The organism is Streptomyces sp. PKA51, assembly GCF_057552455.1.
On the sequence record NZ_BAAJPZ010000013.1, the window covers coordinates 109,468 to 131,635 of the forward strand.

At 72.5% G+C, this 22,168-nt stretch carries 19 protein-coding genes and 1 tRNA gene; 8 read left to right on the forward strand and 12 right to left on the reverse strand.

The genetic code is table 11. The features are described 5' to 3' along the window. Window positions 1-146: 146 nt before the first annotated feature. The 3 genes from cysS (at window position 147) to AC27L3_RS20185 (ending at window position 4,324) form a co-directional block, all read left to right on the forward strand. Entirely contained in the window at window positions 147-1,541 is a 1,395-nt protein-coding gene (gene cysS / locus AC27L3_RS20175; RefSeq protein WP_487235440.1) for a cysteine--tRNA ligase, read from the forward strand. A gap of 76 nt (window positions 1,542-1,617) precedes the next feature. Continuing rightward, on the forward strand, window positions 1,618-2,574 hold the full coding sequence (gene rlmB, locus AC27L3_RS20180) for a 23S rRNA (guanosine(2251)-2'-O)-methyltransferase RlmB (protein ID WP_365966240.1): 957 nt from the start codon (window positions 1,618-1,620) through the stop codon (window positions 2,572-2,574). Between the two features lie 157 nt (window positions 2,575-2,731). Beyond that, window positions 2,732-4,324, forward strand: coding sequence for a DoxX family protein (locus AC27L3_RS20185; protein WP_487235441.1), 1,593 nt, complete (start codon window positions 2,732-2,734; stop codon window positions 4,322-4,324). Between the two features lie 246 nt (window positions 4,325-4,570). Here the strand turns inward: AC27L3_RS20185 and AC27L3_RS20190 are convergent, their stop codons facing one another. The 3 genes from AC27L3_RS20190 to AC27L3_RS20200 all read right to left on the reverse strand — a co-directional run bounded on the left by AC27L3_RS20190 (window position 4,571) and on the right by AC27L3_RS20200 (window position 7,181). Continuing rightward, window positions 4,571-5,293 carry a nucleotidyltransferase family protein gene (locus AC27L3_RS20190; protein ID WP_487235442.1) on the reverse strand — a complete coding sequence of 241 codons (723 nt, stop codon included), beginning with the start codon at window positions 5,291-5,293 and terminating at the stop codon, window positions 4,571-4,573. 66 nt (window positions 5,294-5,359) lie between these two features. Further along, complete coding sequence (locus AC27L3_RS20195) at window positions 5,360-5,779, reverse strand: hypothetical protein (protein WP_344432560.1); 420 nt, start codon at window positions 5,777-5,779, stop codon at window positions 5,360-5,362. Between the two features lie 265 nt (window positions 5,780-6,044). Continuing rightward, the gene (locus tag AC27L3_RS20200) at window positions 6,045-7,181 is read right to left on the reverse strand and encodes an ABC transporter ATP-binding protein (RefSeq protein ID WP_487235443.1); all 1,137 of its coding nucleotides are present in this window, start codon (window positions 7,179-7,181) and stop codon (window positions 6,045-6,047) included. A 166-nt stretch (window positions 7,182-7,347) separates the two neighbouring features. Here AC27L3_RS20200 and AC27L3_RS20205 point away from each other — a divergent pair. Continuing rightward, a tRNA-Thr gene (locus AC27L3_RS20205) sits at window positions 7,348-7,420 on the forward strand. 71 nt (window positions 7,421-7,491) lie between these two features. Here the strand turns inward: AC27L3_RS20205 and AC27L3_RS20210 are convergent. Then, complete coding sequence (locus AC27L3_RS20210) at window positions 7,492-9,639, reverse strand: MMPL family transporter (RefSeq protein ID WP_487235444.1); 2,148 nt, start codon at window positions 9,637-9,639, stop codon at window positions 7,492-7,494. Window positions 9,640-9,921: 282 nt separating this feature from the next. Between AC27L3_RS20210 and AC27L3_RS20215 the strand changes: the two genes are divergently transcribed. Further along, complete coding sequence (locus AC27L3_RS20215) at window positions 9,922-11,025, forward strand: aminopeptidase P family protein (RefSeq protein ID WP_487235445.1); 1,104 nt, start codon at window positions 9,922-9,924, stop codon at window positions 11,023-11,025. 4 nt (window positions 11,026-11,029) lie between these two features. Here the strand turns inward: AC27L3_RS20215 and AC27L3_RS20220 are convergent, their stop codons facing one another. The 3 genes from AC27L3_RS20220 to AC27L3_RS20230 form a co-directional block, all read right to left on the reverse strand. Continuing rightward, on the reverse strand, window positions 11,030-11,518 hold the full coding sequence (locus AC27L3_RS20220) for a GNAT family N-acetyltransferase (RefSeq protein WP_487235446.1): 489 nt from the start codon (window positions 11,516-11,518) through the stop codon (window positions 11,030-11,032). Between the two features lie 85 nt (window positions 11,519-11,603). Further along, on the reverse strand, window positions 11,604-13,142 hold the full coding sequence (locus tag AC27L3_RS20225) for an MFS transporter (RefSeq protein WP_487235447.1): 1,539 nt from the start codon (window positions 13,140-13,142) through the stop codon (window positions 11,604-11,606). A gap of 219 nt (window positions 13,143-13,361) precedes the next feature. Continuing rightward, window positions 13,362-14,378 carry a zinc-binding dehydrogenase gene (locus AC27L3_RS20230; protein WP_487235448.1) on the reverse strand — a complete coding sequence of 339 codons (1,017 nt, stop codon included), beginning with the start codon at window positions 14,376-14,378 and terminating at the stop codon, window positions 13,362-13,364. Window positions 14,379-14,502: 124 nt separating this feature from the next. On the opposite strand from AC27L3_RS20230, the gene AC27L3_RS20235 reads away from it, so the two are divergent. Further along, window positions 14,503-15,192, forward strand: a complete 690-nt coding sequence (locus tag AC27L3_RS20235; protein ID WP_487235449.1) for a pentapeptide repeat-containing protein — start codon at window positions 14,503-14,505, stop codon at window positions 15,190-15,192. 25 nt (window positions 15,193-15,217) lie between these two features. Here the strand turns inward: AC27L3_RS20235 and AC27L3_RS20240 are convergent, their stop codons facing one another. Both AC27L3_RS20240 and AC27L3_RS20245 read right to left on the reverse strand, forming a co-directional pair. Next, window positions 15,218-15,712 carry a hypothetical protein gene (locus tag AC27L3_RS20240; protein ID WP_487235450.1) on the reverse strand — a complete coding sequence of 165 codons (495 nt, stop codon included), beginning with the start codon at window positions 15,710-15,712 and terminating at the stop codon, window positions 15,218-15,220. Between the two features lie 120 nt (window positions 15,713-15,832). Then, entirely contained in the window at window positions 15,833-17,383 is a 1,551-nt protein-coding gene (locus AC27L3_RS20245) for a M4 family metallopeptidase (RefSeq protein ID WP_487235509.1), read from the reverse strand. A 346-nt stretch (window positions 17,384-17,729) separates the two neighbouring features. On the opposite strand from AC27L3_RS20245, the gene AC27L3_RS20250 reads away from it, so the two are divergent. Then, window positions 17,730-18,311 (forward strand): GNAT family N-acetyltransferase, encoded by a 582-nt coding sequence (locus AC27L3_RS20250; protein ID WP_487235451.1) that lies wholly within the window; start codon window positions 17,730-17,732, stop codon window positions 18,309-18,311. A gap of 18 nt (window positions 18,312-18,329) precedes the next feature. On the opposite strand, the gene AC27L3_RS20255 is transcribed toward AC27L3_RS20250, so the two are convergent. Then, on the reverse strand, window positions 18,330-18,521 hold the full coding sequence (locus AC27L3_RS20255; RefSeq protein ID WP_344432570.1) for an antitoxin: 192 nt from the start codon (window positions 18,519-18,521) through the stop codon (window positions 18,330-18,332). Window positions 18,522-18,940: 419 nt separating this feature from the next. Next, window positions 18,941-20,374 carry a serine hydrolase domain-containing protein gene (locus tag AC27L3_RS20260; RefSeq protein ID WP_487235452.1) on the reverse strand — a complete coding sequence of 478 codons (1,434 nt, stop codon included), beginning with the start codon at window positions 20,372-20,374 and terminating at the stop codon, window positions 18,941-18,943. A gap of 79 nt (window positions 20,375-20,453) precedes the next feature. Between AC27L3_RS20260 and AC27L3_RS20265 the strand changes: the two genes are divergently transcribed. Then, window positions 20,454-21,182 (forward strand): TetR/AcrR family transcriptional regulator, encoded by a 729-nt coding sequence (locus AC27L3_RS20265; protein ID WP_487235453.1) that lies wholly within the window; start codon window positions 20,454-20,456, stop codon window positions 21,180-21,182. A 598-nt stretch (window positions 21,183-21,780) separates the two neighbouring features. On the opposite strand, the gene AC27L3_RS20270 is transcribed toward AC27L3_RS20265, so the two are convergent. Beyond that, complete coding sequence (locus AC27L3_RS20270; RefSeq protein ID WP_487235454.1) at window positions 21,781-22,128, reverse strand: hypothetical protein; 348 nt, start codon at window positions 22,126-22,128, stop codon at window positions 21,781-21,783. Between the last annotated feature and the right edge of the window lie 40 nt (window positions 22,129-22,168).

The window sequence follows — 22,168 nt, forward strand, 5'->3', positions numbered from 1 at the left end:
TTATCATGTGCAGATAGTAAAGAGACGTCAAAGAAGGCGGGCAGGTTCCGCGGAATCTGTCCCTCCGCTGCAGCAGGCCCGCAAACCCGGGCTTTCCGGCCTTTCGGCGTGGCGAGGCACTGCCCACGGCCCACTACCCTGGTTCCGTGACCATTCGCCTGTATGACACCAGCGCCCGGCAGATCCGTGACTTCTCCCCGCTGCGGCCGGGCTGCGTCTCGATCTACCTGTGCGGCGCGACCGTGCAGGCTGCGCCCCACATCGGACACATCCGGTCGGGTCTGAACTTCGACATCATGCGCCGCTGGTTCACCTACCGCGGCTACGACGTCACCTTCGTGCGCAATGTCACGGACATCGACGACAAGATCCTCGCCAAGGGCGCCGAGCAGGGCCGCCCCTGGTGGGCGATCGGCTACGAGAACGAGCGCGCCTTCAACGACGGCTACGCCGCCCTCGGCTGCCTGCCGCCCACCGTCGAGCCCCGCGCCACCGGCCACGTCACCGAGATGGTCGAGATGATGCGCGGCCTGATCGAGCGCGGTCACGCCTACGTCGCCGACGGCAACGTCTACTTCGACGTGCGCTCCTTCCCCGGCTACCTGGAGCTGTCCAACCAGGAGCTGGACAACCTCCTGCAGCCCTCCGGCGAGGGCGAGACCGGCAAGCGCGACCCCCGCGACTTCGCCATGTGGAAGGCCGCCAAGCCCGGCGAGCCGTCCTGGGAGACCCCCTGGGGCCGCGGCCGTCCCGGCTGGCACCTGGAGTGCTCGGCGATGGCCCACAAGTACTTGGGCGAGTCCTTCGACATCCACGGCGGCGGCCTGGACCTGATCTTCCCGCACCACGAGAACGAGATCGCCCAGGCCAAGGCCTTCGGCGACGCCTTCGCCTCGTACTGGCTGCACAACGCCTGGGTCACCATGAGCGGCGAGAAGATGTCGAAGTCCCTCGGCAACTCCGTCCTCGTCTCCGAGATGGTCAAGCAGTGGCGGCCCATCGTCCTGCGCTACTACCTCGGCACCCCGCACTACCGCTCGATGATCGAGTACAGCCCGGAGGCGCTGCGCGAGGCCGAGGCGGCCTTCGCCCGCATCGAGGGCTTCATGCAGCGCGTCGTGGAGCTCGCCGGCCCGGTCGAGCCCGCCGCCGAGGTGCCCTTGGCCTTCGCCGAGGCCATGGACGACGACTTCGGCGTGCCCCAGGCCCTGGCCGTGGTCCACACCGCCGTCCGCCAGGGCAACTCCGCCCTGACCGCCGACGACAAGGACACCGCCGTCGCCCGCCTGGCCGAGGTCCGCGCCATGCTGGGCGTCCTCGGCCTCGACCCGCTGGACGCGCCCTGGGCCGGCGCCGACGGCGGCAAGGGCGAGGAGCTGCACGGCGTGGTGGACTCCCTGGTCCGCCTGGTGCTCGACCAGCGCGAGGCCGCCCGCACCCGCAAGGACTACGCCACCGCCGACGCCATCCGCGACAGCCTCAAGCAGTCCGGCCTGGTGATCGAGGACACTCCCTCCGGCCCGCGCTGGACCCTGTCCTGAGGGACACTTTCGTACGTACGTCTAGTAGGAGCCGCCTCCCACGCGGCTCCGAGCAGTGAAGAAACAGGTGACCCCCATGGCCGGCAACAGCCAGCGCAGGAACCGCCGCACGTCCAACAAGAAGGGCGCGACGGTCGGCAGCGGCGGCCAGCGGCGCCGGGGGCTGGAGGGCAAGGGCCCGACCCCGCCCGCGCACATGCGCAAGGGACACAAGAAGAACCGCGTGGCCAACGCCCAGGCCAAGCACGCCGCCCGCCGCCCGGCCCCGCGTCGCGGCGGCCCCAAGGGCACCAACGAGCTGGTCGTCGGCCGCAACTCCGTCGTCGAGGCGCTGCGCGAGGGCGTGCCGGCCAACACCCTGTACGTCCAGCAGTTCGTCGACAGCGACGAGCGCGTGCGCGAGGCGCTGCAGCTGGCCACCGAGCGCGGCATGAACCTCATGGAGGCGCCGCGCCCGGAGCTCGACCGCATGACCAACGGGCTCAACCACCAGGGCCTGGTCCTGTCGGTGCCGCCGTACGACTACGCGTACCCCGAGGACCTCTCCGCCGCCGCCCTCGACGACGGCGAGGACCCGCTGATCGTCGCCCTCGACGGCATCACCGACCCGCGCAACCTCGGCGCCGTCGTGCGCTCCGTCTCCGCCTTCGGCGGCCACGGTGTCGTCGTCCCCGAGCGCCGCGCGGCCGGCATGACCGCCAGCGCCTGGAAGACCTCCGCCGGCACCGCCGCGCGCACCCCCGTCGCCCGCGCCACCAACATGACGCGCGCCCTGGAGGGGTACCAGAAGGAGGGCCTGATGGTCGTCGGCCTCGCCGCCGACGGCGACGTCGAGCTGCACGAGCTCGACGTCCTCGACGGCCCCGTCGTGATCGTCGTGGGCAGCGAGGGCAAGGGCCTGTCCCGCCTCGTCGGCGAGACCTGCGACTACCGCGTGCGCATCCCGATGCCGGGCGGCGCCGAGTCGCTCAACGCCGGTGTCGCCGCGGGCGTGGTGCTCTACGAGGCCGCGCGCCGGCGCGCACAGCGCTGACACCCTCGTCGGCCACCACCGACGACGCACATCGACGACCTTTCGGGCGGCCGGGGACGATCTCCCCGGCCGTCGTGCGTTTGGCTGATGATGTTGACGGGTCTCGGACACATCCAACCGGTCAAGGCAGTGTCCTAACCTCCGGTCACTCGGTTAGATGAGTGTGGACACCAGAACACCCCGCACACCTACGGGGGGAAGCTCTTCCGGGTACGACGACCAGCCCGCGCTGAGTACGGTGAAGGTGCCGTCGGATCCGGCGCAGGTCATCGTCAACCACATGAGCTTCCGGGTGCAGCTCGCCCGCCCCCCACGCACCACACGGCCCTTCGCCGGGGGAGCGGATTCGGCGCTGCCCACCGCCAAGAGCGCGGCCAGGCGCCGCGCCCCCGTGGTGTGGAGCGGGCGGACGGGGCCGGGCGACGCCTCCACCCAGCTCCTGGAGGCCGTCAGGGACTCCGGCGCCCCCCTGCACGCCGGCGGCGACGCCGGTGCCACGCAGGTCCTCCCCCGGATCGCCGTCGGCGACGACGCCCCCACCACCGTCATCGGCCCCCGCGGCCCCGCCGAGGCCACCGGCTCCCACCCCCGCCTCCTGGACGGGGTGCGCCCCACCGGCAGCGCGTACGACGAGGACGCCGGGGCGCACGGTCCGTACGAGGACTACCCCGACTACGACACCGAGCACGACGACGACGAGGAGCGGCGCGGCCGCCAGGGCGACCCCCTGCGCCACGCCTACTACCCCGGGCGCCGGATGAACCTCGGCGTCGTCCTGCTGCCCCTGCGGATCTTCCTCGGCCTCAGCTCGGTCTACGCCGGCATGGGCAAGCTGTGCGACCCCGCCTACTTCGACGGCGGCAGCCGCCGCGGCTCCATGGTCAACTGGCTGCGGCACCTGCACCCCTGGAGCGCCGCCGAGCCCCTGCGGGACTTCGCCCTCGCCCACCCCATCGGCTCGGGCCTGACGGTGGCCTTCCTGCAGATCGTCGTCGGCGTCCTGACCCTCTTCGGCCTCTGGCAGCGGCTCGCCGCCGCCATCGGCGCCCTGCTGTCCGCCGTGCTGCTGGTCACCGTCAGCTGGCAGAGCGCCCCCGTCTACGACGCGCCCGACATCATCTACCTGGCCGCCTGGAGCCCCCTGGTGATCGCCGGGGCCCCGTTCTACTCCATCGACGGCCGGCTGGCCGGCGAGGCATGGCGGCGGCTCGGGCCGCGCGCCGAGCTGTGGGCGCTGCGCCGGCGGGTGCTGCGGCGGGGCACGGTCATGGCGACCGTCGTCATCGGTCTGGCGCTGCTCACCGGCTCGATGCTCGGCGGCGCCGTCCGCTCCTCGCGCGTCGCCGAGACCCCGGGGACGCCCACCATCCCGGCCAACAGCCTGCCCGGCTCCCCGCTGCCGCAGTCGCCGTCGTCCTCGGCGCGGCACGGCTCGCACGGCCCCTCCGCCTCCGGAACGCCGAAGCCGGGCGCGACCCACAAGCCCGCGGTGCCCGGGGCCACGCCCTCGGCGGCGCCCGGCACCCGTACGCCGGCCGGTTCGGCCGGGGCCACGGGGGCCGGCCCGGGCAGCACCGGCAGCGTCCGCCCGGCGCCGCAGAGCCCGCACCAGGCCCCGGCCCCGGCGGCCCCGCCGCGCAGCTCCTCGGGCTCGTCCACGGGCGGCACGAGCGGCACCGGCGCCGGCAGCGGCTCCAGCGGCCCGGGCAACGGCTCCGGCGGCGGAGCCCTCGGCGGCCTCCTCGGCTGACGCCGGCCGCGCCGAAAGTGCCCCGCGCCCGGAAGGGCGCGGGGCACTTTCCGTGCCCCGTCAGGGGCGCGGGGAACTGCGCGATCGGCCACCGACGGCCCGCAGTCGACATGTGCGGGCCGTCGCTGGCTTGTCGCGCCCACGCGGCGGCAGCCGCAGATCGACACTGCCCCGCGCCCCTACGGGGCGCCGTGGTGCCGCGCCCCTGACGGCGCCCCGTCATGCAGACGGGGCGCCGGACAGGCCCTAGCGGGCCAGTTCCTTGGCGGCCTCCGTGAGGTCCTTGGCCGTGTCGATGGCCCGCCAGTACGCACCCTGGGGCAGCGGGAAGCCCGCCAGCCGGCGCTCACGGGCCAGCCGGGGGAACGTGGTGCGCTCGTGGTCGCCCCGCTCCGGCAGCAGCGCCGTGAAGCCGGGGGCGAAGACGTACACGCCCGCGTTGATCAGGTACGGGGACGGGGGCGCCTCGATGAAGTCCAGCACGTGCCCGAACTCGTTGGTCTCCACCGCGCCCCACGGGATGCGCGGGCGGGCCAGGGCCAGCGTGGCCAGGGCGTCGCGCTCGTGGTGGAAGGCCGCCATCTCGCGCAGCGAGAAGCGGGTCCAGATGTCGCCGTTGGTGGCGTACCACGGCTCGTCGGGCCGGGGCAGGGACGCGGCGGCGAACTTCAGGCCGCCGCCCCGGCCGAGCGGTTCCTTCTCCACCACCGTCGTCACGCGCAGCGGCAGGTCGGCCGAGGCGAGCCAGTCCTCGAGGACCTCGGCCAGGTGGCCGCAGGAGACGACCGCGTCCGTCACTCCCTCGGCCGCCAGCCAGGCGAGCTGATGGCCGATGATCGGGACCCCGGTGCCGGGGATCTCGACCATCGGCTTGGGACGGTCGTCCGTGTAAGGGCGAAGCCGTGATCCTTGGCCACCGGCCAGGATCACGGCTTGGGTCGGATACGGGGAGGGCTGGGTGCCGGTCATGCTCCGCACGATATGCCGTGCCGCGAGCGGAGCCGTCGCCGGTGGCCCGCCCGGAGCCGTGGACCGTCAGTGGCCGCCCTGGACGACACCGGCCGCGAAGGCCGTGTCGCACACGGGGCGGGCGTAGGACTGCGCCTGCTTGACCGAGCGGTACTTCTTGACCGCGGCCTGGCCCAGGGCGCGGGCGATCTCCACGCAGTGCTGGGCGAGCGAGGGGCGGCCGTTGGTCGCCTCCTGCAGGTGGGTGAGCGCGACCCCGGGGTTCTTCTCCTGGAGTTCGCCCAGCAGCCGGTCGCGCAGGACCTCGTGCGGGGCGCGCGCCTTGGCGACGGTGGAGGCGTTCTCCGAGGATGCGGTGAGCACCTGCGACTCGGCGTTCGGAGCGGCCCAGGGAACGCGCGTGACCGCGAGGGTCCCCGAGAGCACGAGAACGACCGGGAGGACGAGAGCGAGAGTTCTGCCGATGCGGCGGGCGGCCTGGTTCATGCCGCAGATGGTAGCGAGGGGTAATGGGCGCGCGACATTTAGTCACCCGGTCGAGGGATGTCGTCGGGCGGCATTGTGACGAGCGCGTTGACGCACGGGGGTCGAAATGGGTGGTCTGCCGGGGTATTTTCCCGGGCGGTCACCGGGTCGGGGTAGACGCATACCCCGCGCCGCCCGGTCCGCACACATGGCGTAACGCATCGTGTACGGAGCGCGGGCGGCGCGGGGGTCTTCCGGGGGATGCCCGGGTCAGTCGCTCAGTCGCTCAGTCGCTCAGGCGCTCGCCGGAGGACGTGGAGAACACGTGCAGCTCGCCCGGGCGCGGCACGACGTGCAGCACCGAGCCCTTCTCCGGCACCCGGCGGCCGTTCACGCGCACCACGAGGTCCTGCTGCGCGCCGCCGACCTCGGCGGTGCCGTAGACGTAGCCGTCGGCGCCGAGCTCCTCGACGACGTTGACGGTCACGGCCACGCCCGCCGGGTCGCCCGCGGACTCCTTGCTCAGCGAGCGCGCGGCCTCGCCGTTCTGCTCCACGACGTCGAAGTGCTCGGGGCGCACGCCGACGGTGACCGTGCGGTCGCCCTTGTCGGCGGCGGTGGTCAGGGCCTCGCGGGAGACGGGCACCACGCTGTTGCCGAACTTCACGCCGCCGTCGGTGATCGGCACCTCGACGAGGTTCATCGCGGGCGAGCCGATGAAGCCGGCGACGAACAGGTTGGCCGGGCGGTCGTACATGTTGCGGGGGGAGTCGACCTGCTGCAGCAGGCCGTCCTTGAGCACCGCCACCCGGTCGCCCATGGTCATCGCCTCGACCTGGTCGTGCGTGACGTACACCGTCGTGATCCCCAACCGCCGCTGCAGGCTCGCGATCTGCGTACGGGTCTGCACGCGCAGCTTGGCGTCGAGGTTGGACAGCGGCTCGTCCATGAGGAACACCTGCGGCTCGCGCACGATGGCCCGGCCCATGGCCACGCGCTGGCGCTGGCCGCCGGACAGCGCCTTGGGCTTGCGTCCCAGGTACTCGGTGAGGTCCAGGATGCGGGCCGCGTCCTCGACCTTCTGCCGGATCTCCGCCTTGGGCACGCCCGCGATCTTCAGCGCGAAGCCCATGTTCTCGGCGACGGTCATGTGCGGGTAGAGCGCGTAGTTCTGGAACACCATGGCGATGTCCCGGTCCTTGGGCGGCAGGTGGGTGACGTCGCGGTCGCCGATGCGGATCGCGCCGGAGTCGACGTCCTCCAGCCCCGCCAGCATCCGCAGCGAGGTGGACTTGCCGCAGCCGGAGGGTCCGACGAGGACCAGGAACTCCCCGTCCTCGATGGTGATGTCGAGCTGGTCGACGGCGGGCTTCTCGGCGCCGGGGTAGATCCTGGACGCCTTGTCGTACGTGACCGTGGCCATGGTGGTGTGGTGGTCCCTTCACCGGCAGGAACGTGCCGGACGATCCGTTGTAGAGGGAGTGGTCCAGTCCAATAGGACGGGAGTGCTGGTGACGGTACCCGGGCGGCAGGCGCTTGTCAGCAGGTGGCGGGTCACAATGCGGGTGTGGGTAGACTGCGTCACGCACGCCGCCTTAGCTCAGCTGGTAGAGCACCGCTCTTGTAAAGCGAAGGTCGTCGGTTCGAGCCCGACAGGCGGCTCTCTCACCACCCACGCGAAACCGCAGGCCCCTCCCCGAGGGACCTGCGGTTTCGGCGTTCTCGCGGGATCGTTACGCGCGGACCCGCTCGCCCGCGTCGGCCGCCCGGGCGGCCTCGCCCTGCGGCTCGTCCTGGTGACCGGGCCACCAGGCCTTGTGGCCCAGCAGCGAGGTGACCGTCGGGACCAGCAGCATCGCCATGATGAAGGCGGTGAGCAGGATGCCGAAGCCGACGGCGAAGCCCATCTGCTGCAGCATCGAGTTGTCGGCCAGGATCAGCACGCCGAAGGTGCCGGCGAGGATGATCGCGGCCGCCGAGACGGTCGGCGTGGACTGGGCGACCGCCGTGCGGACGGCCTCCCGGGCGGGGATGCCGCGGCGCACCTCCTCGCGCAGGCGGGCGACCATGAGGATGTTGTAGTCCGTGCCGATCGCCACCACGAAGAGGTAGACGATCACCGGCAGCATGAACAGCAGGCCGTTCTCGCCCTTGTAGTCCTGGAAGAGCCAGACCGTGGAGCCGAGGGTGGCGCCGAAGCCGAGGGCGACGGCGATCATCAGGTACCACGGGGCCACCAGGCTGCGCAGCAGCAGACCGAGGATGACCATGATCGCGACACCGGCGACGGGGAAGACGACCCGGTAGTCGTGGCCGACCGCGTCCTCGATGTCGGCCAGCACCGCAGAGGTGCCGCCGACGAGGGCCTCGGTGCCCTCGGGCGCCGCCTTGTGGCTGGTCGTGCGCAGGTCGCCGCCGGCCAGGTCGATGGCCTCGTCCGAGGTCGGCGCGTACTTCAGTACCACGCGGTACTGGGCGACGCTGCCGTCGGGGTTGGCGACGCCCGGGGCGACCGGGGCGGTCACGCCCTCGATGCCCTCCAGCTTGGCGCGGAACGCCTCGATCTCGGCGGGCTTGAGGCGGGAGCCGTCCTTGCTCTTGAGGTAGACCATGGCCGGGTCGGACTGGCCGGCGGAGAAGCCGCGCTGCATGTCCTTCATGGCCTGGACCGACTCGAGCTTCTGCGGCATCTGGCTGCTGGTGTCGAACTCCGCCTTGAAGCTCAGGGCACCGACCGCCAGCACGGCCAGGACGGCGGTGGAGACGGCCGCGACGATGCCGGGGCGGCGGGCGACGAGGTTGCCCACGCCGTTCGCGAAACGATTCCGCGGGGTCTTCTTCCACGCCTTCGACGGCCAGAAGGCCGCCCGGCCCAGCAGCGAGAACACCGCCGGCACGAGGGTCAGCGCCGCGACCAGCGTCACGGCCACGGCGATGGCCAGCGACGGGCCCATGGCCCGCATCATGCCCATCGTCGACAGCAGCAGCGCGAGGAAGGCCGCGATGACGGCACCCGCCGCGGAGGCGATGGTCTCGCCGACGCGGGCGACGGCCTCCACGAGGGCCTGCTTGGGCTCCTGACCGGCGCGCAGGTGCTCGCGGTAGCGGAAGAGCAGGAAGAGGATGTAGTCGGTGCCGACGCCGAAGAGGACGACGATGAGGATCGCCGTGATCGAGGCGTCCGCCTTCAGACCGCCCACCTCGGCGGCGGTGCCGATCAGGCCCGTGGCGACGGTGGCCACGACGCCGATGATGATCACCGGCATGATGGCGATCAGCGGGCTGCGGAAGATGACCAGCAGCAGCACGATGATCAGCAGGAACGTCGCCGACATGACCATCGAGTCGGTGTCGCCGGACGAGTCCTTCGAGTCCAGCGTCTGCGCGGCCGGACCGGTGAAGCCCAGCTTCAGCTGGGTGCCCTTGAGCAGTTCCTTGGCGTCCTCGCGCAACGCCTTGACGGAATCGGGCAGTGCGTCGTCGAAGCTGTTCTTGGTGGTGGCATAGACATTGGCCAGGGCTATTTCCCCGTTGGGGGAGACGGCCTGCTCGTTGGTGACCACCTTGGCGATCTTCGGCCGGTGCTTGGCGTCCAGACCGCTCGTCACCTTCGCGACGTCACGCTTGTCGGCCTCGGACAGCTTCCCGCCGTCGGACCGCTGGAAGACACCGATGGCGGTCGGCTGCTCGGTCTGCGGGAACGCCTTCTGTGTCAGATTCCCCACCTGCACGGATTCGTAGTGCGAGGGCAGGAACTCGGTCTCGTCGGTGGTGGACTTCAGGCCGGGGGCCAGCATGGCGAGCGCCACGGCTGCAATGATCCAGCCCGCGATCGTGAGCCAGGGCCGGTGGACGGCGAACCGCCCGACTCCTCGGAACATGATGCTCCTTCAACTTCCTTTTCCGCGCGTCGTTCGCGCTCTTGCTTCGCATCGTGCAAATGGGCAGGGTTGTGCGCCGACCCCCTCCTTCGGACGGGACCGGCTTTTCGACGGGCGTGCAGCACGGGCATGAACACGCTAGGGATGCGGGTTCCCCGCGGACAACAAAGTTCTGCGGAATCAGGGGTAAATCGATCCTGGGGATGAGGGCCTCTCACCCGTGGGGTAGAGACGGCGGCGCCGACCACCTGCAGCTGGATGACGCGGGTCTACGCTTCCCCCATGAGCGATGTCGACTTCTACGCAGCCCGCATGGACCGTGCCGCCCGCACGGCCGCCGACGCCGGGCTCGCCGGGCTGATCGTCACACCCGGCCCCGACCTCGTATGGCTGTGCGGCTACGCGCCCCCCGTCACCGAACGGCTCACCGCGCTGCTCCTCGCGCCGGGCCGGCGGCCCCAGTTGTTCGTACCCCAGCTCGAACGACCCGATGCCGAAAAGGCTCCGGGAGCCGGCGCCCTGTCCGTCTCCGGCTGGGTCGACGGCGAGAACCCCTACGCCGCGGTCGCCAAGCAGCTGCCCCCGCAGGGACGTTACGGCATCTCCGACAACGCCTGGGCCCTGCACCTGCTCGCCCTCCAGCGCACCGTCCCCGGCCTCGGCCTCGGCGCCCTGACCGAGGCCCTGCCCATGCTGCGGGCCGTCAAGGACGCCCACGAGACCGAGCTGCTCGCCGCCGCGGGAGCCGCGGCCGACGCCACGTTCGAGGAGATCGTACGGCTGCGCTTCGCCGGCCGTCGCGAGGACGAGGTGGCCGCCGACCTCGCCCGGCTGCTGCGCGAGCACGGCCACAGCCAGGTCGACTTCACGATCGTCGGCTCGGGCCCCAACGGCGCCAACCCCCACCACGAGGCGGGCGACCGCGTCATCGAGGACGGCGACATGGTCGTCCTCGACTTCGGCGGCCTGAAGGACGGCTACGGCTCCGACACGACCCGTACGGTCCACGTGGGCGAGCCCACCGCCGAGGAGCGCAAGGTCCACGACCTGGTGCGCGAGGCGCAGCAGGCGGCGTTCGAAGCGGTCCGCCCCGGCGTCGCCTGCCAGGAGATCGACCGCGTCGCCCGCCAGGTCATCCGCCGCGCCGGCTACGGCGAGTACTTCATCCACCGCACCGGCCACGGCATCGGCGTCACCACCCACGAACCGCCCTACATGGTCGAGGGCGAACACCTGCCGCTCGTGCCCGGCATGTGCTTCTCCATCGAACCCGGCATCTACCTGCCCGGCCGCTTCGGCGTCCGCATCGAGGACATCGTCGTCTGCACGGAGACCGGCGCACGCCGCCTCAACAACACCGCGCGGGAGCTGCGCGTGGTGGCGTGAGACCTCACAGCCGCCGGTACATGACGAGCAGCCCGGTGTACGTCCCGTCCGGCAGCCGGAATCCCTCGGGCACGGTGCCGACGACGGCGAAGCCGAGGGAGCGCCAGAGGGCGACGGCCGCGGTGTTCGCCTCGACGACGGCGTTGAACTGCATGCCGCGGTACCCCTCGGCGCGCGCCCACGCGAGGGCGTGTTCGCCCAGCGCCCGGCCGACGCCGCGGCGGCGGTGGCCGGGCGCGACCATGAAGCTGGCGCTGGCGATGTGGGAGCCGCCGCCGGCCTGGTTGGGGTTCATCTTGGCGGTCCCCAGAACCGCACCGTCGTCGTCCACGGCGACGACGGTGCGCCCGGGGGCGTCGAGCATCCACCACGAACGGGCCACCTCGGGCGTGAGGTCGCGGGGGTAGGTGTAGGTGTCACCGGCGGCGGTGACGGCACGGAAGACCGGCCAGATGGCGGGCCAGTCGGCGGCCTCGGCGTCTCGGATGAGCATGGGGGCGAGCATGGGGCCCCGGGCCCGTGCCCGCCACCGGTTTTCGCGGGCTCACGGCGCCCCGCCGGGGGCGCCCCGCAGGGCCCTACTCCGCCCGCATGCGGTGCGGGTCGTACGCCGCCGGGTACGTGCCCTCCGGGCGGCCCCGCTTCGGCGCCCCCGCCGTGACCAGCGTCGTCGCCACCAGCCCGGCCGTCAGCATGATGACCGCCGCCCACCCGATCGCCACATTGAAGCCGTGCACCACCCCGGCCCGGGCCACCGCCACCCCCGCGCCGCCCGCCCTGGCCCGGGCGGCCACGTACGCCGTTCCCGCGGACGTCGCGATCGTGTTGAGCAGGGCCGTGCCCACGGAACCGCCCACCTGCTGCGCCGTGTTGACCGTGGCGGAGGTGACGCCCGAGTCCTGAGGGGCGACGCCGCGGGTCGCGACGTCCATGACGGGCATGAAGGTCAGCCCCATCCCCAGGCCCACCAGCACTTCCGCCGGCAGGACGTGCGAGACGTACGCCGATTCGACCGGCAGGAAGGTCAGCAGGAAGAGCCCGGCCGCGGCGAGGAGCGTGCCCGGGCCCATGAGGAGCCGCGGCGGCAGGTGGTTCATCAGCCGCGCGGAGATCTGCGTCGAGGCGAGGACGATGGACGCGGTCACCGGCAGGAAGGCCAGCCCGGTGCGGACGGGGGAGTAGCCGAGCACGACCTGCAGGTAATAGGTCATGAACAGGAACATCCCGAACATGGCGATCACCGCGAGCCCCATCGTGAGCACCGCTCCGCCGCGGTTGCGGTCGCGCAGGACGTGCACGGGCAGCAGCGGGTGCGGCGCGCGCCGCTGCCACAGCGCGAAAGCCGTGAGCAGCGCGACGCCACCGCACAGCAGGCCGAGGACGAGCGGGTCGCCCCAGCCGCGCGGTTCGGCCTCGCTGCAGGCGTAGACGATGGCCACGAGCCCCCCGCAGCCGAGCAGGACGCCGGGCAGGTCGAGGGAGGGGCGGTGCGCCCGGTCGGGCCGGTGGTCGTGCAGCAGGGCGAGGGCGCCGAGGAGGGCGACGAGGGCGATGGGCACGTTCACGTACAGGCACCAGCGCCAGTCGAGGTACTCGGTCAGCAGCCCGCCGGCGATCAGCCCGATGGCGGCGCCGCCGCCGGCGATGGCGCCGTAGATGCCGAAGGCCTTGCTGCGCTCCCTGCGGTCGGTGAAGGTCGTGGTCAGCAGGGACAGCGCGGAGGGCGCGAGCAGGGCGCCGAAGACGCCCTGCAGCGCGCGGGCCGCGAAGAGCATGCCGGAGCTGTGCGCGGCGCCGCCGATCGCCGAGGCGGCGGCGAAACCGACGAGCCCGGTGCAGAAGGTGCGCTTGCGGCCGGCGAGGTCGGCGATCCTGCCCCCGAGCAGCAGGAGTCCGCCGAAGGCGAGGGTGTAGGCGGTGATGACCCACTGCCGGTTGCTGTCGGACATGCCGAGCGCGCGCTGGGCGGAGGGCAGGGCGATGTTCACGATGGTGGCGTCGAGGACGACCATGAGCTGGGCGACGGCGATGACGACCAGTCCCCACCAGCGCCGGGGGTCGGGCTCGGCGCCGGGCCGGTGGGGCGGGGATATGGGGGGCTGGTTCGCCGAGCTCATCACGCACCTGCTCTCGACGTGTGCCGGGCGCGGTCGGTCGCAGTCCAGCGTAGGCCCTGTGGGTGACGTCCGCGCGCGGAATGGGGAGGCGCCCCGGAGGGGCGCGGGGGCGCGATCGGGCACTGACGGCACGCTGTCGTCCGCGGGCGCATCGTGGCTTGTCGCGCCCACGCGGCGGCAGCCGCAGATCGACGCGGCCCCGCGCCCCTGACGGGGCACTCACGGCACCAGGACGACCTTGCCCATGGTGCCGCGCGTCTCCAGGGCCCGGTGGGCCTCCGCGGCCCGGGCGAGCGGGAAGCGGTGCACGGTGGGGACGACGTGGCCGGCGGCGGCCTCGGCCAGGGACAGTTCCTCGAGCCGCCGGAGCCCCGCCTGTCCACCGCCGAAACGTTCCAGCATGGCCGGGCCCAGGACGCTGCGCGAGGTGATCCCCCGCGCGGCGAGTTCCTCGGCGGACTGCTGCCCGCCGGGGGCGGCGCCCGTGCGGCCCTGCGAGGACCAGCCGAAGACCAGGTGCAGCCCGCCGCGCCCGAGCAGGCCGACGGCCTCGCGGGCGACGTCGCCGCCGACGCCGTCGAGGACGACGGTGGCCGGGCGCCCGCCCAGGGCGGCCCGGGCGGCCTGCGGCCACGCGGGGTCGGTGTAGTCCAGGGCGATGCCGGCGCCCAGCCCGCGGGCGTGCGCCACCTTCGCCGGCCCGCCGGCCAGGGCCACGACGGTGGCGCCGGCGTTGCGGGCGTACTGCACGAGCAGCGAGCCGATGCCGCCGGCCGCGGCGGGCACGACCACGACGTCGTCGGCGGTCAGGTCGGTGAAGGAGAGGATGCCGAGCGCCGTGCGGCCCGTCCCGATCATGGCGATCGCGGCGGCCTCGGCCAGCCCGGCGGGCAGCCGGTGCAGCCGGCCGGCGTCGGCCACGGCCAGCTCGGCGTAGCCGCCGCCGGGGGCGTCGTGCCCCAGGTGGGCGACGACACGGGCGCCGAGCCAGGCGGGGTCGGTGCCCGCGCCGAGCGCGTCGACGGTGCCGGCGACCTCGCGCCCGGGGACGTACGGCAGCTCGGGCAGCGCGTACGGGCCGTTCGGGTCGCCCGAGCGCTGGGTGGTGTCGACGAGGTGCACGCCCGCGGCGGCCACGGCGATGCGGACCTGGCCGGGGCCCGGGAGCGGGTCGTCGGTGCGCTCGTGGGTGAGGTTCTCGGCGGGTCCGAAGGCGTGCAGCCGGACTGCGTGCATGGCGGGGCTCCTCGGTGCGGAAGGGGGGTCTCGCACCGAGTCTGCGACCTCGACCGGACTTGAGGTCAAGGCCCGAACTTCCTGCTCACAGGCCGTTGTCAGTGCCGTGTGCCACGGTGGGGCCATGACGAACACGAGGCGCGGGCAGGGCACGGCGGCACGACTTCCACGCCTGCCGCAGGTGCGGCTTCCGCAGCTGTGGACGTACGAGGGCGCGGGGCTGGAGCCCGAGGGGGATCACGAGGGCGTCGGCTTCCGGGAGGCCGACTTCACGGGGCAGGACGGTGCCGCGTCGCGCTTCATCGACTGTCTGTTCGAGCGGTGCGTGCTGGACGGGACGGCGCTGGGCCGGGCCCGGTTCGCCGACTGCGTCCTGGACGCGCCGCGCGGGGTGGGCACCGGGCTGGCCGGGGCGTCCCTGCGGGACGTGGAGATACGGGATGCGCGCCTGGGCGGGACGCAGCTGCACGGCGCCGTGCTGGAGCGGGTCCTGGTGCGCGGCGGCAAGATCGACTATCTGAACCTGCGGTCGGCCGTGCTCAAGGACGTCACCTTCGAGGGCTGTGTGCTGGCGGAGGCCGACTTCGGCGGCGCGACGCTGGAGCGCGTGGTCTTCCGCGACTGCGTGCTGCGCCGCGCCGACCTCACCGGGGCGCGGCTCACCGACGTCGACCTGCGCGAGGCGGCCGAGCTGGACATCGCCGCGGGCATCGAGCGGCTGGCGGGCGCGGTCGTCACCCCGGCCCAGCTGCTGGACCTGGCCCCGGCGTTCGCGGCCCACATGGGCCTGCGGGTGGTGGCACGGGGGGAGTGACGGGCGCCCCGTAAGGGGCGCCGTGTCACACCCGCGGGAAGCGGGTCTGCAGGTTCCAGATCGCGGGGTTGTCGGCGAGGCCCTCGTGCATGTCGGCCAGGTCGGCGATCAGGTCGTGCAGGAAGTCGCGGGCCTCGCGGCGCAGCTCGGTGTGGCCGAAGGTCAGCGGGGCCTCGTCGGGCGCCCAGTCGGCGGTGACGTCCACCCAGCCGAAGCGGCGTTCGAAGACCAGGCAGTCGGTGGACTCGGTGAAGTCGAGCTCGGCGAACTGCGTCGTGGCCGAGCGGCTGCCGCGGGGGTCGCGGTCGAGCTGCTCGACGATGTCGCACAGGGCCCAGGCGAAGTCGAGCACCGGCACCCATCCCCAGGCTGTGGACAGCTCCCGGTCGGCCTTGACGTCGGCGAGGTAGACGTCGCCGCAGAACAGGTCGTGCCGCAGGGCGTGCACGTCCGCGGTCCGGTAGTCCGTCTGGGGCGGGTCCGGGAAGCGGCGGGAGAGGGAGTAGCCGAGGTCGATCACGCCTCGATGGTACGTACTGCCGCGTGCGTACGCGCCGTCCCGGCGGCGCGTACGGGGACAGGGCCCGCGCCCCCGCCGCCGTGGGGCGGAGGGGGCGCGAGCCCTGGGGAGGACCTGCGGTTACTTGACGTTGATCGCGGACCAGGTGGCGGCGACCGTCTTGTACTCGGTGCTGGTCGAGCCGTACAGGTCCGCGGTGGCCTTCAGGGTCGCGGTCCGGGCGGCCTTGTAGTTGGTGGTGGAGGTGAAGTACGTGGTGAGGGCCTTGTACCAGATCTTGGTGGCCTTGTCCCGGCCGATACCGGTGATCTTGGAGTTGTTGTAGGTCGGGCTGTTGTAGCTCACGCCGCCCAGGACCTTGCTGCCGCTGCCCTCGGACAGCAGGTAGAAGAAGTGGTTGGCGGGGCCGGACGAGTAGTGGACGTCCACGTTGCCGAGCGAGGAGGACCAGTAGTCGCGCGAGGCGCCGTCCTTGCTGGGCTTGTCCATGTAGCGCAGCGGGGTGCCGTCGCCGTTGATGTCGATCTTCTCGCCGATCAGGTAGTCACCCGGGTCGGTGGAGTTGTTCGCGTAGAACTCGGCGGCGGTGCCGAAGATGTCGGAGGTCGCCTCGTTCAGACCGCCGGACTCGCCGCTGTAGTTGAGGTTGGCGGTGGCGGAGGTGACGCCGTGGCTCATCTCGTGGGCGGCCACGTCGAGCGAGGTCAGCGGGTGGGCGTTGTTCTCGCCGTCGCCGTACGTCATGCAGAAGCAGTCGTCGTCCCAGAAGGCGTTGACGTAGCCGTCGCCGTAGTGGACACGGGAGTAGGCGCCCTTGCCGTCGTTGCGGATGCCGCTGCGGCCGAGCACGTTCTTGTAGAAGTCCCAGGTGACGGCCGCGCCGTACTGGGCGTCCACGCCGGCGGTCTGGCGGCCGCCGCCCCACACGTCGCTGGAGTTGGTGAACAGTGCGCCCGTGCCGGACGTGCCCTGGTTCAGGTCGTACGTCTTGTGGCCGCCGCGCGAGCCGTCGGTGAGGCTGTAGCCGGAGGACGTCTTCGTCGTCGTCAGCGGAACCGTGCCGCTGTAGGTGCTGGTGCCCGTGCCGGTGTGCACGCGCTCCTCGGAGTACAGCTTCTTGCCGGTGTTCGCGTCGGTGATGACGCGCAGCTTGCTGGGCGTGCCGTCCTTCTGGACGCCGGTGACGAAGGTCTCGTACGCGAGCACGGCCTTGCCCTGCGCCGCCCAGATCACCTTGCGCGGCGCCTGGCCGGCGTCGGCCTTGGCCGTCTTCTCCTCGGCGGCGGCGCTCAGCGCGCTCTTCTTCGCCGTGCCCGGACCAAGGGCGGAGGTCGTGGTGGGCACGGCTATCGAGGCGTCGGTCGCCTTGGTGACGTCGCGGGCGCCGTTCTTCTTCTCGTGGACCACGAGGTCGCCGCCGAGCACCGGCAGGCCGTCGTACGTGCGCTCGTAGCGCGTGTGCACCGTGCCGTCCGCGTCCTTGACGACGTCGCGGGCGACCAGCTTCTCCTTGCCGTCGAGGCCGATCTTCGCGGCGGTCGAGGAGGCCTCGCCCTGTGCGTCCTTGATGGCCGCGGCCCGCTGGCCGGCCGACAGCGCGAGCTGCTGCCCGCCCTCGGCCTTGTCGGCCGAGGCGTTCGCCGAGCCGGTCGTCGCGCCGATCACGACCATCGCGGCCGAGGCGACCAGGGCGGCTGCACGCAGGGAGGTCGTGCGGGGGGTGGCGGTGTTGCTTCTCAACTCAGTCTCCTATGAGGGGGGTTACGGGCGGCGTGTGCTGACGCCGCTCGCTGGTACAGGAGTTGTGCAGGAGCGAATTGAGGAGAGAGTGCCACTGATCGTTCGACTTTGACAGGGGCGCAACAAGGATTTGATCTATCGGTAAACAAATAGCGGTCATTTGCGTCCGCTATGCGGTGAGTTGAGAAGTCCCGCAGGAGTGTTCATCCGCCGGCCGCCGCCCGTTTGTATGCAGAATCGATTCGACCGGCGAAGGAAGCCAGGGGAGAAGGTGCGCGTGTCGATCAGAACCTATACGGAGTCAGCTGTTCCGTGGGCTCTGCGCGTTCAGGTGGACGCGCTGCACGAGGAGGCATGGTCCGGCACGGGCGGCAGCGGCGGGCACGACCCCGCACTGCATCCGATGACCATGCTGCTGGTCTCGGCACACGACGAAGTGCTGGCAGCGCTCGACATCCTCACCAAGGACATCGAACACGGCCCGCCCGGCGGGCCGGCCGAGCGCTACCGGGCCGCCGGCCTGAGCGCAGTCGTCACGGCCCCGGCGCACCGGGGCACGGGAAACGGGCGACGGCTCGTGGCCGCCGCCCGTGACGCGATGGCGCGCAGCGGTGCGGACCTGGGGATCTTCACCTGCGACCGCCCGACGCGCGGCTTCTACGAGCGCGCGGGCTGGCGGGTGCTGGAGGGCACGGTCCTCGTCGGCGGTACGCCGCAGGACCCCTTCCCCAGCGACCGGCCGGGGTTCGACAAGGTGACCATGGCCGACTTCTTCACCGAGCGCGCACGGCGCGCGGAGCCGGCCTTCCGGGGGAGCCGCATCCGGCTCCACCCCGGCGAGATCGACAGGTTGTGGTGAGGTGGGGGTCGGTGGCGGTTACTGCTGGTCGTCCGGCCGCCTCTCCTGAGTGCCGAGCTGCTCGTTGATCTTCTGTTGGGCGGTGTCGACCTGGCTCTGGTACTTGTTCCCCGTCCGGGCGTCGAAGGCGTCACCGCCCTTCTCGACGCCCTGCCGGGCGACATCCTCGTGACCCTTGAGCAGTCCCTTGAGCTTGTCGAGCATGGACATGGCGCGATCCTCCCGGGGCGCGGTCCTTCTCCGTGTGTACCTGACCCCCTCAGGATCGCCAGCGCGGCCCCGCCCCGCATCCCGAGCCCAGGGCGTACGGGGGCGGGCACGGGGCGTACGGATGGCTGCGCCGCAGCGCCCCGTCAGGGGCGCGGCGATCTGCGGCCACCGCCGCGGGGGCGCGAGACGGCGCCCGTCTGCGGGCGCATCGTGGCTCGTCGCGCAGTTCCCCGCGCCCCTTGCGGGGCACTGCACCAGCCCACGGCGCCCCGTAGGGGCGCGGGGAACTGCGCGATCGGCCCGCGACGACCTGCAGTCGACACACCACCCGGGGCCGACGGCGGGCAGGTCGTGGCCGGTCGCGCCCACGCGGTGGCAGCCGCAGGGGCACTGCCCCGCGCCCCTGCGGGGCGCGGTGGCTAACCCTGGGAGTAGTCCTTCGGTGCTGCCCGCATGCCGACGTAGCAGCAGGGCGTGCCGTCCCGGAGGGCGGAGAAGACCACGGGCATCCAGTCCTCGCTGAAGGCGCCACTGCCGGGTACGGCGAAGACGTTGGCCGTCACGGGGGCGAGGTCCGCCTCCAGTGCCGGTGACAGGTTCTTCATCCCGTCCACGAACTCGTACCGCAGGTGCAGGCCGCCGTCGGCCCGCTCGGTGACGGTGATGACGACGCCCTCGCGGCGGTACGTGCCCGCGAACGGCGAGGCCACGACGGCCGGCGGCTGCGCCGCCGGGGCGAAGGCCGGGGGCAGGTCGACGCCGGCGAGTTCGCCGAGGAGCTCACGGGAGAGGGCGGCGTGCAGGCGGCGCGAGCCGCCGTTGGTGAGGAGGGCGACGGCGACGCCCGCGCCGGGGACCACGCGCAGGAATCCGTACTGCCCGATCGTCGCGCCGTCGTGGCCGAAGCCCGGGGTCCCCTGCCAGTCGTAGAGCGTCCAGCCCAGGCCCCAGCCGTCCGAGTCGACCGTCCACTTGTCCGGCGAGTCGGCGTGCCGCCGCTGCATCGCGGCGACCGCGTCGGCGCCGAGCAGGCGCGTGCCGTCCGGCGCCGTACCGCCGGCGAGGTGCATCCCCGCGAGCCGGACGACGTCGCCGGCCGATGCGCACAGGACGCCGCCGTATGGGCCGGACGAGCGGGGCAGCATGTTCCACGCCGGGGCGGGCTCGGGCTCCTGCCCCGGCTCGCCGAGGTGCCCCATGGCCGCCCGGAACCGCAGGACGTCCTCGGGAAGCGTCACGGTGCGGGTGAGGCCGAGGGGCGCGCACAGCCGCTCCTGCAGGGCCTCGTCCCACGTCTGCCCGGTCAGTGCTTCGACGATGCGGCCGAGGACGTTGTAGCCGACGCTGCTGTAGGAGAACGTGCCGGGCGGCCCGTCGAGCGCCACGCCCGCGGCCGCCTCCACATAGCGGGCCAGGCAGTCGTCACCGCGGCCGGTGTCATGGGTGAAGTCGCACGTCAAACCGCTGGTGTGGCTCAGCAGCTGACGTGTTGTGATCACCTTGGTGGCCTCCGGATCCGCCGTGGCGAACTCCGGCAGCACGTCCACCACCGGCGCGTCCAGGTCGAGGGCGCCGGACGCGGCGAGCTGCATCACGAGCGTGGCGGTGTGCAGCTTGGTGATCGAACCCACCTGGAACACGGAGTCGGTCGTGACCTCCACGCCCGTCCCGCGGTGCAGCACGCCACTGGCCACCTCGTGGACGACGCCGTCGACCAGTACGGCGAGGGAGGCGCCGGGGACGTGGTGGGTGGCGCGAAGCTCGTCGAGTCGGGCCTGCCAGTGGGTGGTGTCGAAGCGCATGAGTGTCCCCCCGGGGGTGCGGATGCGGTGCGACCGTACGGTGTACGGCATGTCGAACACTGTACGGTCGCCGAACGTGATTCGTAAAGCCGTACACTGTTCGGACACCCGGGGTTCAGGAGGAGACCGCATGAAGGGTTCGGAACAGCAGGCACTGCCGTCCGTGTGGACCAGGCCGGAACGGCGCCGCCGCGACCAGCCGGCACTGAGCCGGGAACAGATCGTCGCCACGGCCCTCGAACTGCTGGACAGCGAGGGCATCGACGCCCTCAGCATGCGCAAGCTCGGCGCCCGGCTGGGCGCGGGAGCCGCCTCCCTCTACACACACGTCGCCAACAAGGACGAGCTCATCGAGCTGGCCGTGGACGAGGTCTACGGCGAGGTCGAAGTCCCCGAGGCGGGCGGTGACTGGCGTGCGGCGGCGATCCGGTGCGCCCACGCCCTGCGGGCGGCCCTCCTGCGGCACCCCTGGATCGCCTCCGTGCTGGGCGAGGCGGGGCTGTCCCACCTCGGACCCAACATGCTGCGCATGTCCGAGGGAATGCTGGGCCTGTTCGAGGACGCGGGCTTCCCCCTGGAGGAGGCCGACCAGGCGGTGAACACGCTCAGCGCGTACGTCATCGGCACGGCGACCAGTGAGGCGGCCTGGCTCACGCTGCTGGCCCGCAGCGGCCGCAGCGAACAGGAATGGGTGGAACACCTGTGGCCGGCGGCGGAACGGGCGGTCGAACCGTATCCGCGGCTGCGCAGACTGTACGCGGCACGGCGCGCCCAGAACGCGGAAGGCGCCCGCGGCGATGCGTTCGGGGCGGGGCTGGAGAGCGTGCTGGACGGGCTGGAGGCCCGGCTGGCGAGGTAGCGGGGCGGGTGGGTGTGGGTGCGGGCCGGTGGGCCTGGTCGCGGAGGGTGCGCTGCGCCGCTGCGCGGCTTGGGGGGCGGAGGGCCGGGCTGCGCCCTGGGGGCCCACCCGCTGCGCGGCTGGAAGGGGGAGCCCGGCATCGTGCGGGTGCCCCGAATCGTTTTCCTGGCGCAGTGGGGTCCGCCGCTGCGCGGCTTGAGGGCGAGCCCCGTGTTCGCGGCGTTTCCCTTCCTCGTGGGCGGGTCGCTCCGCTTCGCTGCGCGGGCAGGATGCCCGGGCCGGGGTTGGGTGCCGTCTTGGCGGCGGGAATCCTCGTGGAGGGTGCTCCCGCGGTGCGGGGTATCGCTGCCAAGCCGCGCAGCGGCGGGCTTCACTGCGATCCGGGGGGTGCTTTGCCCCTTGCGGGGCTCGCCCTTGAGCCGCGCAGCGGCGTGCCTCGCTTCATCGCTCAGACCGGTGCCGGGCATCGATCCCGTTCCGGGTGCGCGCTTCCGGCCGCGCAGCGGGCGGACCCCCCAGGGCGCAGCCCGGCCCTCCGCCCCCCAAGCCGCGCAGCGGCGCAGCGCACCCTCCGCCACTGGACCCACTCACCCGCACCTCACCTCCACACCCCCTGCGGCACCAGGTGAGCCCACCGGAAGTGGCTGCGCACGGCCACCGTCGCGTCGGCGACGGCCTTCTCGTCGCCGCCCTTCACCGCCTCCCGCCGCGCCGCCTCCAGGTCGGCGCATTCCGTGCAGCCGATCGGCGACGCCGCGGCGGTGCCGGGCAGGCCGGCGGCCCGGCGCTCCTGCTGCGTGGCCAGGCGCAATGCGTTCGTGGGCACGTACCACTCGTACGCACCACCCGGCTCCTTGACCCGCACGTGCGGTCCGGCGTTGCCCAGTACTTGCGCGAGCGTCGCGTCCCGCGTGTCCACGACGTAGGCCCCCTCGCGGTAGGTCATGGAATGTTCCCTTCGGGTTGTGCTGACTGATGCGGGCCTC

Bases quoted from the DNA above. Each gene is read 5' to 3' on its own strand.
- rlmB (WP_365966240.1), top strand. From the start codon at position 1,618: ATGGCCGGCAACAGCCAGCGCAGGAACCGCCGCACGTCCAACAAGAAG.
- AC27L3_RS20185 (WP_487235441.1), top strand. From the start codon at position 2,732: ATGAGTGTGGACACCAGAACACCCCGCACACCTACGGGGGGAAGCTCT.
- AC27L3_RS20190 (WP_487235442.1), bottom strand. From the start codon at position 5,293: ATGACCGGCACCCAGCCCTCCCCGTATCCGACCCAAGCCGTGATCCTG.
- AC27L3_RS20195 (WP_344432560.1), bottom strand. From the start codon at position 5,779: ATGAACCAGGCCGCCCGCCGCATCGGCAGAACTCTCGCTCTCGTCCTC.
- AC27L3_RS20200 (WP_487235443.1), bottom strand. From the start codon at position 7,181: ATGGCCACGGTCACGTACGACAAGGCGTCCAGGATCTACCCCGGCGCC.
- AC27L3_RS20210 (WP_487235444.1), bottom strand. From the start codon at position 9,639: ATGTTCCGAGGAGTCGGGCGGTTCGCCGTCCACCGGCCCTGGCTCACG.
- AC27L3_RS20215 (WP_487235445.1), top strand. From the start codon at position 9,922: ATGAGCGATGTCGACTTCTACGCAGCCCGCATGGACCGTGCCGCCCGC.
- AC27L3_RS20220 (WP_487235446.1), bottom strand. From the start codon at position 11,518: ATGCTCATCCGAGACGCCGAGGCCGCCGACTGGCCCGCCATCTGGCCG.
- AC27L3_RS20225 (WP_487235447.1), bottom strand. From the start codon at position 13,142: ATGAGCTCGGCGAACCAGCCCCCCATATCCCCGCCCCACCGGCCCGGC.
- AC27L3_RS20230 (WP_487235448.1), bottom strand. From the start codon at position 14,378: ATGCACGCAGTCCGGCTGCACGCCTTCGGACCCGCCGAGAACCTCACC.
- AC27L3_RS20235 (WP_487235449.1), top strand. From the start codon at position 14,503: ATGACGAACACGAGGCGCGGGCAGGGCACGGCGGCACGACTTCCACGC.
- AC27L3_RS20245 (WP_487235509.1), bottom strand. From the start codon at position 17,383: ATGGTCGTGATCGGCGCGACGACCGGCTCGGCGAACGCCTCGGCCGAC.
- AC27L3_RS20255 (WP_344432570.1), bottom strand. From the start codon at position 18,521: ATGTCCATGCTCGACAAGCTCAAGGGACTGCTCAAGGGTCACGAGGAT.
- AC27L3_RS20260 (WP_487235452.1), bottom strand. From the start codon at position 20,374: ATGCCGTACACCGTACGGTCGCACCGCATCCGCACCCCCGGGGGGACA.
- AC27L3_RS20265 (WP_487235453.1), top strand. From the start codon at position 20,454: ATGAAGGGTTCGGAACAGCAGGCACTGCCGTCCGTGTGGACCAGGCCG.
- AC27L3_RS20270 (WP_487235454.1), bottom strand. From the start codon at position 22,128: ATGACCTACCGCGAGGGGGCCTACGTCGTGGACACGCGGGACGCGACG.